The 14,681-nt window shown below is 65.3% G+C and carries 17 protein-coding genes; all 17 read right to left on the bottom strand.

Annotated elements, in window-relative coordinates; translation table 11 throughout:
* Positions 1-79: 79 nt before the first annotated feature.
* The 17 genes from N4261_RS02435 to N4261_RS02355 all read right to left on the bottom strand — a co-directional run bounded on the left by N4261_RS02435 (position 80) and on the right by N4261_RS02355 (position 14,511).
* Complete coding sequence (locus tag N4261_RS02435; protein WP_261758649.1) at positions 80-499, bottom strand: F0F1 ATP synthase subunit epsilon; 420 nt, start codon at positions 497-499, stop codon at positions 80-82.
* 222 nt (positions 500-721) lie between these two features.
* A complete protein-coding gene (atpD, locus tag N4261_RS02430; protein WP_261758648.1) occupies positions 722-2,134 on the bottom strand; it encodes a F0F1 ATP synthase subunit beta in 1,413 nt (470 codons plus the stop codon).
* Positions 2,135-2,175: 41 nt separating this feature from the next.
* Complete coding sequence (gene atpG, locus N4261_RS02425; RefSeq protein WP_261758647.1) at positions 2,176-3,051, bottom strand: F0F1 ATP synthase subunit gamma; 876 nt, start codon at positions 3,049-3,051, stop codon at positions 2,176-2,178.
* A 148-nt stretch (positions 3,052-3,199) separates the two neighbouring features.
* Entirely contained in the window at positions 3,200-4,753 is a 1,554-nt protein-coding gene (gene atpA / locus N4261_RS02420) for a F0F1 ATP synthase subunit alpha (protein ID WP_261758646.1), read from the bottom strand.
* A gap of 91 nt (positions 4,754-4,844) precedes the next feature.
* The gene (locus N4261_RS02415; protein WP_261758645.1) at positions 4,845-5,378 is read right to left on the bottom strand and encodes a F0F1 ATP synthase subunit delta; all 534 of its coding nucleotides are present in this window, start codon (positions 5,376-5,378) and stop codon (positions 4,845-4,847) included.
* Between the two features lie 2 nt (positions 5,379-5,380).
* Positions 5,381-5,851, bottom strand: a complete 471-nt coding sequence (locus N4261_RS02410) for a F0F1 ATP synthase subunit B (protein WP_261758644.1) — start codon at positions 5,849-5,851, stop codon at positions 5,381-5,383.
* A gap of 37 nt (positions 5,852-5,888) precedes the next feature.
* A complete protein-coding gene (gene atpE, locus N4261_RS02405) occupies positions 5,889-6,158 on the bottom strand; it encodes a F0F1 ATP synthase subunit C (RefSeq protein WP_261758643.1) in 270 nt (89 codons plus the stop codon).
* A 79-nt stretch (positions 6,159-6,237) separates the two neighbouring features.
* Positions 6,238-7,107 (bottom strand): F0F1 ATP synthase subunit A, encoded by an 870-nt coding sequence (gene atpB / locus N4261_RS02400; protein ID WP_261758642.1) that lies wholly within the window; start codon positions 7,105-7,107, stop codon positions 6,238-6,240.
* 15 nt (positions 7,108-7,122) lie between these two features.
* Positions 7,123-7,749, bottom strand: coding sequence for an ATP synthase subunit I (locus N4261_RS02395; protein WP_261758641.1), 627 nt, complete (start codon positions 7,747-7,749; stop codon positions 7,123-7,125).
* A gap of 304 nt (positions 7,750-8,053) precedes the next feature.
* The gene (locus tag N4261_RS02390) at positions 8,054-9,031 is read right to left on the bottom strand and encodes an SMP-30/gluconolactonase/LRE family protein (protein WP_261758640.1); all 978 of its coding nucleotides are present in this window, start codon (positions 9,029-9,031) and stop codon (positions 8,054-8,056) included.
* Positions 9,032-9,109: 78 nt separating this feature from the next.
* Entirely contained in the window at positions 9,110-9,601 is a 492-nt protein-coding gene (locus N4261_RS02385) for a GNAT family N-acetyltransferase (RefSeq protein ID WP_261758639.1), read from the bottom strand.
* A gap of 176 nt (positions 9,602-9,777) precedes the next feature.
* Positions 9,778-10,476 (bottom strand): glutathione S-transferase C-terminal domain-containing protein, encoded by a 699-nt coding sequence (locus N4261_RS02380; protein WP_261758638.1) that lies wholly within the window; start codon positions 10,474-10,476, stop codon positions 9,778-9,780.
* Positions 10,473-11,273 carry an alanyl-tRNA editing protein gene (locus N4261_RS02375; protein WP_261758637.1) on the bottom strand — a complete coding sequence of 267 codons (801 nt, stop codon included), beginning with the start codon at positions 11,271-11,273 and terminating at the stop codon, positions 10,473-10,475. The genes N4261_RS02380 and N4261_RS02375 overlap by 4 nt, the downstream gene beginning before the upstream one ends.
* Positions 11,274-11,319: 46 nt before the next feature.
* Positions 11,320-11,919: a VOC family protein gene (locus tag N4261_RS02370; RefSeq protein ID WP_261758636.1), complete on the bottom strand. Its 600-nt coding sequence runs from the start codon at positions 11,917-11,919 to the stop codon at positions 11,320-11,322.
* A gap of 4 nt (positions 11,920-11,923) precedes the next feature.
* Positions 11,924-12,781, bottom strand: a complete 858-nt coding sequence (locus N4261_RS02365; protein WP_261758635.1) for a PhzF family phenazine biosynthesis protein — start codon at positions 12,779-12,781, stop codon at positions 11,924-11,926.
* Between the two features lie 9 nt (positions 12,782-12,790).
* A complete protein-coding gene (locus N4261_RS02360; RefSeq protein ID WP_261758634.1) occupies positions 12,791-13,303 on the bottom strand; it encodes a GNAT family N-acetyltransferase in 513 nt (170 codons plus the stop codon).
* A complete protein-coding gene (locus N4261_RS02355) occupies positions 13,300-14,511 on the bottom strand; it encodes an aminotransferase-like domain-containing protein (RefSeq protein WP_261758633.1) in 1,212 nt (403 codons plus the stop codon). Before N4261_RS02355 ends, N4261_RS02360 begins: the two co-directional genes overlap by 4 nt.
* Positions 14,512-14,681: the final 170 nt, after the last annotated feature.

The raw sequence follows: 14,681 nt of genomic DNA, 5'->3' as shown, positions 1-14,681 counted from the left end.
GGAAGCGACAAATTCGCACTTCCTGCCGTTGGGGTGTCGCACAAATGCCGCGAGCGTCCTCGCGACGGTGCGGGGTGAATCAGCGCTTGGCGCGGAACTTCCGCAGGGCGGCGATCTGGGCGGCCATCGCGGCGAATTCGCTTTGCGCCTGGGCAAAGTCGATGTCGCTCTTGGCGTTCTTCATCGCTTCTTCGGCTTCCTTCTTGGCGGCCTCGGCGCGGGCTTCGTCCAGGTCCTTGCCGCGGATGGCGGTGTCGGCCAGCACGGTCACCAGACCGGGTTGCACTTCCAGAAGACCGCCGGCGACGAAGACGAATTCCTCTTCGCCGTTGTCGGCGCGCTGGATGCGCACCGCGCCCGCCTTGATGCGGGTGATCAGCGGCGTGTGCTTGGGCAGGATGCCCAGCTCACCGCCTTCGCCCGGCAGCGCCACGAACTTTGCCTCGCCCGAGAAGATCTGCTCTTCCGCGGAGACCACATTCACGTGAATCGTTGCCATCTTCGTTTCCTATTTCTGAGCTCAAAAGACCACCCCCCTCCACCGAGGCCCACCGCCACAGCGCCGTCCTGCCGCACCCGGCAGTACGGAACCCGAAGCGATCGCGGCCACGAGGGAAGAAGGTTCAGTAAGCAAGCAGACGGCGTGCTGGCAAGGCGCCGCGCACAGCCGGACTCGAGTCCGGCGAGCACGGCAACGCCGCCAGCGCGCCGTATGCGCCGCTTACTGGATCTTCTTCGCCTTTTCGAAGGCTTCGTCGATGGTCCCGACCATGTAGAACGCTTGTTCCGGCAGGTGGTCGCATTCGCCGTTGACGATCATCTTGAAACCGCGGATGGTTTCCTTCAGCGGCACGTACTTGCCGGGGGAGCCGGTGAAGACTTCCGCGACGTGGAACGGCTGCGACAGGAAACGCTGGATCTTGCGGGCACGGGCCACGGCCAGCTTGTCTTCCGGCGACAGTTCGTCCATGCCCAGGATCGCGATGATGTCGCGCAGTTCCTTGTAGCGCTGCAGCACGGTTTGCACCGCACGGGTGGTGCTGTAGTGCTCTTCGCCAACCACGTTCGGGTCCACCTGGCGCGAGGTCGAGTCCAGCGGATCGACGGCGGGGTAGATGCCCAGCGCGGCGATGTCACGCGACAGCACGACGGTGGCGTCCAAGTGGGCGAAGGTCGTGGCAGGCGACGGGTCGGTCAAGTCATCCGCAGGGACGTACACGGCCTGGATCGAGGTGATCGAACCGACCTTGGTCGACGTGATCCGCTCTTGCAGGCGGCCCATTTCCTCGGCCAGCGTCGGCTGGTAGCCCACGGCGGAAGGCATGCGGCCCAGCAGCGCGGACACTTCGGTACCGGCCAGGGTGTAGCGATAGATGTTGTCCACGAAGAACAGCACGTCACGGCCTTCGTCGCGGAACGACTCGGCAATGGTCAGGCCGGTCAGCGCCACGCGCAGACGGTTGCCCGGGGGCTCGTTCATCTGGCCGTAGACCATCGCGACCTTGGAGTCTTCGAGCTTCTCCAGGTTCACGACGCCGGAGTCGGCCATCTCGTGATAGAAGTCGTTGCCCTCGCGGGTCCGCTCGCCGACACCAGCAAACACCGACAGACCCGAGTGAGCCTTGGCGATGTTGTTGATCAGCTCCATCATGTTCACGGTCTTGCCGACGCCGGCGCCACCGAACAGACCCACCTTGCCGCCCTTGGCGAACGGGCAGATCAGGTCGATCACCTTGATGCCGGTTTCCAGCAGGTCCTGCGACGGGCTCAGCTCGTCATAGGCCGGTGCCTTGCGGTGGATGGAGGCGATCTGGTCCTTCGCGACGTCACCACGCTCGTCGATCGGGTTGCCCAGCACGTCCATGATGCGGCCGAGGGTGGCCTTGCCCACCGGCACCTGGATGGTGTCGCCGGTGTTGTAGACCTCGGTGCCGCGGCGCAGGCCGTCGGACGAACCCAGCGCAATGGTGCGCACCACGCCGTCGCCCAGCTGCTGCTGGACTTCCAGCGTCAGCGAGGTGCCTTCCATCTTCAGGGCGTCGAACACCTTGGGCATGTGGTCGCGGGGGAATTCCACGTCCACCACGGCGCCGATGCACTGAACGATCTTGCCCACCGATTGAGTGTTAGCCATTTTTTCGTTCCTTCAATTCAAATCTTTGCGTTGCCTGGCGATCAGCCGCTGATGGCGGCGGCGCCGCTGACGATCTCGCTCAGCTCCTTGGTGATCGCGGCCTGGCGGGTCTTGTTGTAGACCAGCTTCAGCTCACCGATCAGGGTGCCGGCGTTATCGGTTGCGGCCTTCATGGCCACCATGCGTGCCGATTGCTCGGACGCCATGTTCTCGGCGACTGCCTGGTAGACCAGGGCTTCGGTGTAGCGCACCAGCAGCTCATTGATCACGGTGGCGGCGTCGGGCTCGTAGAGATAGTCCCACGCATGTCCGGCGGCGTCCGTCTCCAGCGACTCGGCCGTCAGCGGCAGCAGTTGCTGCACCACCGGCTCCTGCCTCATCGTGTTGATGAAGCGGGTGTAGCAGAGATAGACCGCCGACAACCGGCCTTCCGCATAAGCGTCCAGCAGCGTCTTGACCGGGCCGACCAGCTTCTCGAGCTGGGGGGTGTCGCCGAGCTGCGTCGCATGCGCGACGACCTTGGCGCCGATCCGGTTCATGAAGCCCAGACCCTTGTTGCCGATCGCCACCACTTCCGACTTCTGGCCGGCAGCCTCAAGCTCCTTGAGCTTGTTGGTCGCAGCGCGAAGCAGGTTGGTGTTCAGACCGCCGCACAGGCCCTTGTCCGTCGTCACCACCACGAAGCCGGCCGTCTTGGCCTCGGAATTCGCCACCATGAACGGGTGGCGATATTCCGGATTGGCCTTGGACAGGTTGGCCGCGATGTTGCCGACCTTCTCGGCATACGGACGGGCCGCGCGCATCCGATCCTGCGCCTTGCGCATTTTCGAAGCGGCAACCATTTCCATGGCCTTGGTGATCTTCTTGGTGTTCTCGACCGACTTGATCTTGCCGCGAATTTCCTTGCCTGCTGCCATGAATGCTCCTTTTAATTCCCCGACCGGTCATCGCTGACCGCGCACCGCGCGAATGCCCCCGCACCGACCGCACCGACCCGGCTGAGCCGGATCCGCGCGGTCGCGGTGAGAGAGGGCACGCACACGGCGCGGCGGGGGTGGTTCATGATCAGGCGAAGGACTTCTTGAAGGAAGTGATCGCAGCGTTCAACTCGGCTTCGGCATCCTTGTCCATCGCCTTGTCGTTTTCCAGCTTGGTCAGCAGGGCGGCATGCGAGGTCTTCAGGAACTGATGCAGACCGTGTTCGAACGGCAGGACCTTCTTGACGTCGATGTCGTCCATGAAGCCCTTGTTCACCGCGTACAGCGTCGCGCCCATCAGGCTGATGGACAGCGGCGAGTACTGAGCCTGCTTGAGCAGTTCGGTCACGCGGGCACCGCGGTCGAGCTGCTTGCGGGTCGCGGCGTCCAGGTCGGAGGCGAACTGCGCGAAGGCAGCCAGCTCACGGTACTGGGCCAGGTCGGTACGGATACCGCCGGACAGCGACTTGATCAGCTTGGTCTGAGCCGCACCACCGACGCGCGACACCGAAATACCGGCGTTGATCGCGGGACGGATGCCGGCGTTGAACAGGTTGGTTTCCAGGAAGATCTGACCGTCGGTGATCGAGATCACGTTGGTCGGAACGAAGGCGGAAACGTCACCGGCTTGGGTCTCGATGATCGGCAGCGCGGTCAGCGAGCCGGTCTTGCCCTTGACTTCACCTTTGGTGAAGGCTTCCACATACTCGGCGTTCACGCGGGCGGCGCGCTCCAGCAGACGGCTGTGGAGATAGAACACGTCGCCGGGGAAGGCTTCGCGGCCCGGGGGACGACGCAGCAGCAGCGAGACCTGGCGATAAGCCACGGCTTGCTTGGACAGGTCGTCATAGACGATCAGCGCATCTTGACCGCGGTCGCGGAAGTATTCGCCCATCGTGCAGCCCGAGTAGGCCGACACATATTGCATCGCGGCCGATTCGGAGGCCGAGGCCGCCACGACGATGGTGTATTCCATCGCGCCGGCGGCTTCCAGAGCGCGCACCACGTTCTTGATCGACGACGCCTTCTGGCCGATCGCAACGTAGACGCAGGTCATGTTCTGACCCTTCTGGTTGATGATCGCGTCGATCGCCACGGCGGTCTTGCCGGTCTGGCGGTCGCCGATGATCAGCTCGCGCTGGCCACGGCCGACGGGCACCATCGAGTCGATCGACTTCAGACCGGTCTGCACCGGCTGGTCCACCGACTTGCGGGCGATCACGCCGGGAGCGACCTTTTCGATCACGTCCGTCATCTTGGCGTTGATCGGGCCCTTGCCGTCGATCGGCTGACCCAGGGCGTTCACCACGCGGCCGATCAGCTCGGGGCCGACCGGCACTTCCAGGATGCGGCCCGTGCACTTCACGGTGTCGCCTTCGGAAATGTGCTCGTAGGCACCCAGAATCACGGCGCCCACGGAGTCGCGTTCCAGGTTCAGCGCCAGGCCGAAGCTCTGGCTGCCGTCGGCGGCAGCCGGGAACTCCAGCATTTCGCCTTGCATCACGTCGGACAGGCCGTGCACGCGGACGATACCGTCCGACACGGACACCACGGTGCCCTGGTTACGGACGTCCGTCGAAGCGCCGAGGCCTTCGATGCGACTCTTGATCAGTTCGGAAATTTCAGCAGGATTCAGTTGCATTGCTTGCTCCCAACGGCATCCGACCGAAGCGGGACACCAGGGTGAATCGGGGGGATCTTGGCAGTCGGGACTGACACCTGAGGCCGAAGCCTCAGGTGGTCAGCGCCACTTTCATGCGTTCCAGGCGGGCCTTCACCGAGGTGTCCAGCACCTCGTCGCCGACCACCACACGGATACCGCCGATCAGGCCAGGCTCCAGCTCAACATTGGCTTGCAGCTTGCGACCGAAGCGCTTCTCCAGCGTTGCCACCACCTCGGCCAGCTGAGCCGGCTCGATGGGGAAGGCGCTGAAGATGTGCGCGTCGGCCACGCCGGAAGCCGCGTTGGCCAGGTCGTGGAACTGCTGGACCATCGCCGGCAGCGCGGCCAGACGGCCGTTGGTCACCACCTCGCGCAGGAAGTTCTGCACGCCGGGCAACAGCTGCAGCTTCGCAGCGGCAGCCATCACCTGGAACACCTGTTCGGTGTCGACCTTGGGGTCTTCGGCGAACTGGCGCAGCTGGCTGTCCTGGGCGACCAGGGCCAGCGCGGCGAGCTGCTCTGCCCAGGCCTTGACGTCCTGGGAGGACGCCACCTGGAACAGGGCTTCGGCGTAGGGACGGGCAATGGTTGCGAGTTCAGCCATGATTACAGCTCCGTCTTGAGACGGCCCAGCAATTCGGCATGCACGCTGGCATTGACCTCGCGCTGCAGGATCTGTTCGGCGCCCTTGACGGCCAGTGCGGCAACCTGCTCGCGCAGGACCTCACGGGCACGCACCGTCTGCTGCTCGGCATCGGCCTTGGCAGCAGCCACGATCTTGGCGGCTTCTTCTTCCGCGCGCTTCTTCGCTTCTTCCACGATGGCAGCGCCGCGCTTCTCAGCGTCGGACAGCAGCTTGGTCGTTTCGTTGCGGGTCTGCGCCAGTTGCTCGTCGACCTTCTTGTTGGCGGTGGCCAATTCGGCCTTCGCCTGGTCCGCGGCGGCCAGACCCGAGCGGATCTTGTCCGCGCGCTCGTCCAGCGCCTTCACGATCGGCGGCCAGATGAACCGCATGGTGACGAACACCAGAACGGCGAACGGGATCCACTGAATGAACAGGCTTGCGTTGATATTCACGGCACGATCCTTTCAGTCGTGAAAGGTTCGAGGGGAATCAGCGAGCAACGTTGGCCAGCAGAGTCGCAGCGAACGGGTTGGCGAAGGCGAACAGCAGGGCGATCGCAACGCCGATCAGGAAGGCGGCGTCGATCAGGCCGGCCAGAATGAACATCTTGGTTTGCAGTTCGTTCATCAGCTCGGGTTGACGAGCCGACGATTCCAGGAACTTGCCGCCCATCAGCGCGATGCCGATGGAAGCGCCGATCGCGCCCAGACCAACGATGATGCCGCAAGCCAGAGCGACCAGACCGAGGATGTTTTCCATGTTTTGCTCCTGAGAGAGTTAGATAAAAAGGAAGGGAAAAAAGGGAGATTCGAAAGAACTGTCGACGCCTGACGCCAGATCAGTGCGCGTCGTGCGCCTGACCCAGGTAGATCAGCGTCAGCATCATGAAGATGAAGGCCTGCAGCGTGATCACCAGGATGTGGAACAGCGTCCAGACCGTACCGGCGAGCACATGGCCGATGGCCAGGCCGATGCCGGTTCCAGTCAGGGCCCAACCGCCGCCCATCAGGGCGATCAGCATGAACACCAGTTCGCCGGCAAACATGTTGCCGAACAGCCGCATGCCGTGCGAGACCGTCTTGGCGACGAACTCGATGACCTGCATCGCGAAGTTGAACGGCCACAGCACCGGGTGAGCGCCGAACGGGGCCGAGATCAGCTCGTGACCCCAGCCGCCCAGACCCTTGATCTTGAGGCTGTAGAAGAACACCAGGCCCAGCACGAAGGTCGACAGGCTCAGCGTGGTCGACAGGTCGGCGGTCGGCACGACGCGCTGATACGCATGGGCCGGATCGTGAGCGACGTGATTGGCGAACAGGGACGGCAGCCAGTCAACCGGCAGCATGTCCATGAAGTTCATGAAGAAGATCCACACGAACACGGTCAGGGCGACCGGGCCGATGAGGCGGCGGCTCTTCTCGTTGTGGATCACGGCCTTGGCCTGGTTGTCGACCATCTCGACCAGGATTTCCACGGCAGCCTGGAAGCGGCCCGGCACGCCCGAATGGGCCTTGCGGGCGGCGCGCCACAACAGGAACACGGCCAGGAGGCCCAGAACCGTCGAGTAAATGAGCGAATCGAAGTTGAAGACACTGAAGTCGACGATGCTCGTCTGCTTCACGTCCTCGAAGGCGAAGTTCTTCTGCCAGTGCTGCAAGTGGTGGGTGATGTATTCACCCGAAGTCGGCGCGTGTCCTTCTGCTGCCATGGTTGCTTTCCGTCGCTATTTTCTGATTCGACCCTGCCGAAGCAGGACCAGCCAATTTGCTTTGAGACACACCACCAGGGCTGACAGCAGGGCTGGCCAGCTCAAGGCGGGGTACCGCAGGACGACCGCCACCAGGATGGCGACCGCCAGAATGATCTTGATCAGCTCCCAGACCATGAACGACAGCATCGAAGCGCTGCCAGCCATCGCTGATCGCCGGGTCATCCCCCACGCCATCAAGGCGTTGGGCACCACCACCGAGACGGCACCGAACAGCGCCGACCAGGTTTTGTCGCCTTGCAGGGTCCACAGACCCCATCCAGCAACCATCACGACACCCGCCATCGCCTGCCAGCCCACCAGGGACCAGGGAGACAACGCCGGTTGCCGGGCTCGCAAGTCCTGGGCTTGTTCTCGCGTCAGGGGCTTGAAAGCAGATTCACCGTCCGCAAGTCCTGCAGGCTGTTCTTCCCAGGGATCCGGGTCCGCCAACGAGTGGCGGCGCACATCAGCGTCAGGCGACAAGGCCTTCGGCACCGTCGTCGGTGTCGTCAGTGGCGCTTCTGGAACATCGCGAACGCTTGGCACATTCGACATGTTCGGCGCGCGCACAGGGTCGGCACCCACGGGATCGGGATTCACAGCAGCAAGGGGGCAGGCGGCAAAACCCCAAGAGTATATGTGGTTTGTGCTTACAGGCCCTTAACAGAGCCAGTCGTGCGTCATCCCGCGCGAACTTGACAGCGCGTGCGCAGAACGTCTAGGGCGCCAAAGCGTCCCGGTGCACCGTGCCGGTGGGCGACGCCCGCCCGTCGGCCTCGACATCGCCCAGACCGCGATGCGCCCGCCTCGGACGCATTCCTCACACTCGGTCGTCACCCGCTCGCATCGAGCTGCATGCGTCGCTCCTGCATCACGTCGCTGCGCTGGGTGCGGCAGGCACGAATCAGTCGAGCTTGGCGAACTGCACCGGCAAACCCGCCACCGGCACGCGCATGCGCAACACACAACCGGCCCAAGGTTGTGCGCCCAGCTCTTCCTCGCTGCGCTTTTCTCGTGCAGTGGTGACGAAAAGCGTGCGCAGATCTGCACCACCAAAGGTCGGCATCGTGGCGCAGCGCACCGGCAGTTCGATGCGCTGAAGCAGCAGGCCTTCTGGCGAGAAGCGCAACAGCTGCTGCCCCTCCATCATCGCGACCCAGTAGCAGCCCTCCACATCCATCGCTGCACCGTCCGGCCGCCCGCCATAGGTTAACAGCGGCTGGTCCGCCGCGCGCGGCTCGAAGCGCGCGAACAACTCACGATCACCCAAGGTGCCGGAGGACTCGTCGAACGCGAAACGGTAGACCTCATGCGCCTTGGTGTCGGACCAATACATCGTCTTGCCGTCCGGACTCCAGGCCAGTCCATTGGAGGTGGTGATGCCGGACTGCACCATCTCGAATTGCCCATGCCGAAAGACATAGAGCGCCGATTCCGGCTGGCGTGCATCGTCAATCGTGCCGACCCACAGACGACCTTGCGCATCCGCCTTGCCGTCATTGAATCGGCGCTTGCTGGCGTCATAGGGCGGCTCGGCCAGGCATTCGTAATCGCCGGCATCGGGATCGAAACGCCACAGCCCATTGCGCTGCGCAATCAGCAGGCCGCCCTGCGCCAGAGGCACCACGCAGCCGGGCTCGTCATTCAGGGCCCAGCGCTGCGGTTCGCTCGCGCCGTCATCGAGGCGAAACAGCGCATGACCCGGAATGTCGAGGTAGTACAGGCGCTGCTGGCGCGGATGCCAGAACGGCGACTCCCCCAGCAGGGCCGGGGTGAGCGAGGCCGGTTCGATCTGGAAGAAGGCGTCGGAGGTGGAGGCGGTGGCGGTGGCCGCAGTGGAAACATCCAGTGCGCCAGGGGTGTGAGGGTTCTGCGTCGACATGCGCTCGATGCTATGCCGGTAACTGCGAGAAACCCATAAGAATTCAATGCGCGGCGCGAATGGGCTGGCGACAGCCGCTCAGACCAAATCCACTTTCAGATAGTGCGCACCGGCGATCGGATTGAAGTAGTAGGGTGGAATCTCGACGAAGCCCAGACTGTCGTAGAGATCACGAGCCGCCTCCATGTCGTCCAGCGTATCCAGCAGCATGCTGGAATAGCCAGCGCCGGTGGCGCGATCGATCAATGCGTGCGCCATGGTGCGGCCCAATCCGAAACGTCGGAAGGCAGGCCGCACGAACAGCCGCTTCATTTCGCAGGCATTGGCGTAGTCCACATCCGCCAGCGGACGAAAGCCGCCGCATCCCGCCACCTGGCCGTCCACCGTAGCCAGCAGCAACGCGCCTTGCGGATCGGCGTATTCGCCGGGCAGGCTGGCGAGCTCCTGCTCGAAGTTCTGGAAGCAGAGGTCAACGTTCAGCGTTTGCGCATATTCACGCAAGATGACGCGGGCTTCTTCCCACAACGCCGGCGAATCGGGCGTGATCAGCGATATCTCAGGGGTATCCACAGCCCAAGTTTAGCGAGCGCATCGGCCGACTGGCAATGCACCGTATCCGAGACAGCGCACCAGCTTGACGGGACGCGCCCGCGTTTGCCAAAGCGCCGAATCATTGCGGCGCAGACCCACACGTCAGCCGCACGCCACGAACGCCCTCAAGCGCGACACGCGCCCGACGCGGTCGCTCAAGGCCCGGCATCCCGCCCGTAGACAAAGAACCCCGGCCGTTCGCACAGCCGCTGGTAATAGGCCTCCAGCGCCGGCAGCGCGGCATGCTCGATCGGCGCAGACCGCCAGCGGTGGGTGGACAGACCCAGCACGACATCGGCCAAGGTGAAACGTGCGCCCAGGACGAAGGGCCCACCGCTGCGCTGCAACTGCCCGGCCAGGATGCCCATGTGCCGATTCCAGTTGGCCACGCCGGCCGCCAGTTGCGCTGCGTCCTGATGCGCAGGGCTGCGACGCACCAGACCCATGAAGGCATAGCGCCAACTGTTGTTCAGTTCAGTGGCCTGCCAGTCCATCCACATCTCCACCAGCGCCCGCTCCCTGGCGGCGGTGGGGAGCAGGTCCACGCGCCCTTCCTGGTCGACCAGATAGCGGCAGATGCTGTTGCTTTCCCACATCGAGAAGACCGCGCCAGGCGCGCCGGACACACCGCCCTGCAGCACCGGCGCCTCACCGGCAACCGTGCTGGCGCGCGGTACGCGGGCATCGATCAGCACCGGCATCATCGCGTTCGGATTCAGTGCGCGAAAGTCGTCGCTGGTGACGTCGACGTCCTCTCGCTGTACATCCAGGCCCAGTTCCACGCCGGTCCACAACACCTTGCGGACATTGATCGAAGCGGCCCGGCCCAGCACACGCAAGGAAGCGGTCGTCATGCGCAAGCTCCTGTCGAAGGGGTGATCACCTCAGATGCGGCACAAGACGTGCCCACGCCCGCCACGGCCGGTACGACGGGAGACGCAAACCCCAGCACCACGCGCCGCGTCTTGGCGGATTTCTTTTCGATCTTGGTGACCACCACGTCGCCGATCTCCGCCGTGTTGGCCACATGCGTGCCGCCGCAGGGTTGAAGGTCGATGCCCTCGATCTCCAGCAGCCGAACCCGCCCGCTGCCGCGCGGCGGCTGCACGCTCATGCTGCGGACCAGCCCGGGGTTGGCATCCAGCTCCTCATCGGTGATCCACCGATGGCGGACCGGTTGGGCCTGCGCCACCAGGCGCGCGATCCCGGCGGTCAGCGTGTCCTTGTCCAGCGCATCGGTCATGTGGAAGTCCAGGCGCGCATAGCCCGCCGTGATCGAGCAGCCATCCACCGGGTGCGGCACCAGCGCGCACAGCAGATGCGTGGCGGTATGGAAGCGCATGTGGGCATGGCGACGGGCCCAGTCGATGCGGGCTGTCACCGGCAGGCCGGGCACCAGGCCCTCCAACGCCAAGGCCTGTTCCGGCGCCGGCAGATGGAGGATCTCGCCACCGTCGCCCTTGCGGGTGTCGACGATGCGGATCACCCGACCGTCGCCCAGCGTCAGTTCACCCGCATCTCCGGCCTGACCGCCACCCTGTGGATAGAAGACGGTGCGGTCCAGCAGCAGACCCCGCTCATCGGCGCGCAGCAGGGTCGCTGTGCACTCACGCCGTTGCGCATCATCGCGAAACAGATCCACCGTACTCATTCAACATCCTCGATGCGACGGCAACGGCCGGCCGCCAACGGCGCAGTCAGGCCAGGGTGGCCTCGATCGCCTGCAGCTCGACCTCGCCCTTGGGCGTGGACAAGGTGGCGCTCAGACCATCCCGAGCCTCGAACGTCAGCAGTTGCACGCCACTGTCGGGCAGCTTGTCGGTGGGATGGGCATCGCCTTGCCATTCGATCGGCGTCGGCAGGCCTTCCTTGCGAAGCCGACGGCCGTCCTCCCGCAGGGCCAGTCGCCAGCTCAGGTCACCGCGTGAGCCTTCGATCGGCTGGCCGGCATCCACGCCCTCGCCCAGCCAGTAGGCCAGCGCCGCGTCCAGGTTGGGCACGCGGGCGACCCAGTGCAACAGGGCCGGCCCCTCCTTGAGCCGCTCGCGCACGGCGGGCTGGTCCAGATCGAACCAGCGGGCCCGGCCCGGCGGCGGCGCCTCCGGATCAATGGCGATGATTTCCAGATAGCACCGCGGGTAGTTCGCCGCGCTGATGTTGAGCAGCACGTTGTGCGTGCCCATCAGCGCATGGCGCCCGCCGGGTTGCGGCGCGACGCCCAGGACCTGCTCGCACCAGGCGCGGCCCTCCTCCAGCGTGTTTGCGGCGACAACGAGATGATCGACTTCCATGCTCATGGCTTCACAACCTCACCTGACCGTGGATCAACGGTGTGACATCGCCGCCTATCCAGCAATGTCCCCCCTCGCGCACCACATGGATTCGTCCGGCGCGGCCCAAGGCAGCGCCCTGGGCGGCCACGTAGCGATCGGGCGCCAGACCGGCGCCCTGCAGCCATAGTGCCAGACCTGCGTTGAGGCTGCCGGTGACCGGGTCTTCCGGTATGCCCAGCCCCGGCACGAAGCCCCGGACCTCGAAATCCTGCGGCGAACCTGGAGGATAAGCGGCAACGACACCCACCTTGAGTCCCGCCATTGACACGAAATCAGGCTTCAACGCGAGCACCGCATCCGGCGAAGCCAGGCGCGCCACCATCCACTGCGGCCCGTTGTCGATCCACACCAGATCCAGCAGTTCCTCGTCCCCGATGCGCAACGCGCGCAAGACCTGGTGCCGCACCGAAGCCTCCACCGGCCCCTCGCGCAGCAGCGGCGGCGCGGCGAACGCCAACCGGGCGCCGTCGCGGCGGATGGGCACCAGGCCGATGCCGCATTCCTGCACCACCACGCCCGGCTTCTTGGCATCGCCCCCGGCCGCCAGCCAGGCATGCGCCGATCCCAAGGTCGGATGACCGGCAAATGGCAACTCGCCCACCGGCGTGAAGATGCGCACCCGATAGTCCGCCGCCGGATCGGTCGGGGGCAACAGGAACGTGGTCTCGGACAAATTGGTCCAACGGGCGAACGAGGCCATGGTGGCCTCGTCCAGGCCCGCACCGTCGACGACCACCGCCAGCGGATTGCCCTTCAAGGCCTCCTGGGTGAACACGTCGACCTGGACGAAGCGGCGCAGTTGCGGGACTTGAGAAGGGGTGGACATAGACGATCCTCAGTTCGGGCGGGGAGGCTGTGGCGGATGCGAGCGGTACAGACCCGGGCGCACGATCTCCATGCCACGGTCCGGGGTGGCCAGGGGGGTGAACCCATGGCGGGCGTAGAGGGCGTGGGCGTCGCGTGTGAACAACGAGAAGCGCCGCAGTCCCTGAAGCGCGGGATGAGCGACCACCTGTCCGATCATCCAATCGCCCAAGCCCTGACCGCGACGGCCTTCCAGCACGAACACGTCGCACAGATAGGCGAAGGTGGCCCGGTCGGTCACCACCCGGGCGTAGCCGATCAGGTCGCCCGAGTGGCTGCGCATCAGAAGATTGAGCGAGCCCGCCATGGCGCGTCGCATCACCTCCAGCGGGATGTCCTCGGCCCAGTAGGTCCGGCGGATGACGTCATGGACGACGGCCAGGTCGGCCTCGGTCCAGGCGTCATCCAACCGCGGCGACACATCCTCGGCGGGCGGCGGCGTCACTGGCGGAGCGTCGCCGGCGCCGGTCCCGACGGGGGTCACGGCGTGGGCGCTTCCGCCGCGGCCAGCGCTTCGTGCAGCACCCGGCCCAGCTTGTCCACGCCTTCGCGGATCAGGTCCGGGGTCAGAGTGACGAAGGACAGGCGCAGCGTGCGCGGATCCGGATGGTGCGCATAGAACGCGGCGCCCGGCACATAGGCGATGCCGGCCTCGACCGCATGCGGCAGCAGCGCCATCGCGTCCAGCCCCTCGGGCAGACGGATCCAGAAGAACATGCCGCCCTCCGGCGTGCGCCATTCGCAGCCGGGCGGCAGCGCCTCCCGCAGGGCCGCGGCCATCGCATCGCGATTGGCCTTGTAGCGGGCGCGGATCTTGGGCACATGCTGGTCCAGGAAGCCGTCCTTGATCACCTCGTACACCACCCGCTGGTTGAAGCCGGGCGTGTGCAGATCGGCGGCCTGCTTGGCCTGCAGCAGCTTGGGATAGAGCTCGGTCGGCGCCACGATGTAGCCGAGGCGGAAGCCCGGCGTCAGCACCTTGGAGAACGAGCCCAGGTAGATGCTGCCCTCGGGCCACAGCGCGCTCAGCGACTGCGGCGGGGCCTGATCGAACCAGAGGTCGCCGTAGGGGTTGTCCTCGACGATGGGCACGCCCGCCTTGCGCGCGGCCGCCACCACCGCTTCGCGGCGGGCCTGCCCCATCACCCGGCCGGTGGGGTTCTGGTAGTTGGGCAGCAGGTAGGCGAAGCGGGTGCCCGGCGCATCATGCGGCAGGGCCTCGATGGCCTGGGGCAACGGGCCTTCCTCATCGCTGGCCAGACTGGCGAAGATCGGCTCATACGGCGAAAAGGCCTGCAGCGCACCGAGGTAGGTGGGCGTCTCGACCGCGACCGGCGCACCGGCATCGCACAGCAGCTTGCCCACCAGGTCCAGACCCTGCTGGGACCCGCTGGTGATCAACACCTGGTCCGGACTGGCCTGGATGCCCAGCGCGGCCACCTTCTCGGCCACCCAGGCGCGCAGCGGTGCCAGCCCTTCGCTGGCGGCGTACTGCAGGGCTTCCTTGGACTGGGTGCTCAGCACCCGGTCGCAGGCGGCCCGGATCGCCTCGACCGGGAAGGTGTCCGCCGACGGCAGACCGCCGGCCATCGACAGCACGCCCGGCTTCTCGGTGACCTTCAGGATTTCTCGAATGATGGACGGGTTCATGCGCGCGGCGCGTCGAGCCTGGGTCCAGGGACTGCGATTCATGGTGTGTCTCCGACTGCGGGGGTCGCGGGTGGATCTTGATTGGTGATTCGTGATTCGTGACTCGTGATCCGTGATCCGGGATTCAACATTCCGGATTCAGGCAGCGAAGGTCTTCTGCGCTTGTGCCGCTCTGCATCACTGAGCCTCAGTCTAGTGGCGTCGACCAACAC

Source organism: Roseateles amylovorans (assembly GCF_025398155.2).
In the GTDB taxonomy this organism is placed as follows: domain Bacteria; phylum Pseudomonadota; class Gammaproteobacteria; order Burkholderiales; family Burkholderiaceae_C; genus Roseateles; species Roseateles amylovorans.
The sequence above is the reverse complement of the archived record's forward strand: the minus strand, read 5'-3'. Positions and strand labels throughout refer to the sequence as shown.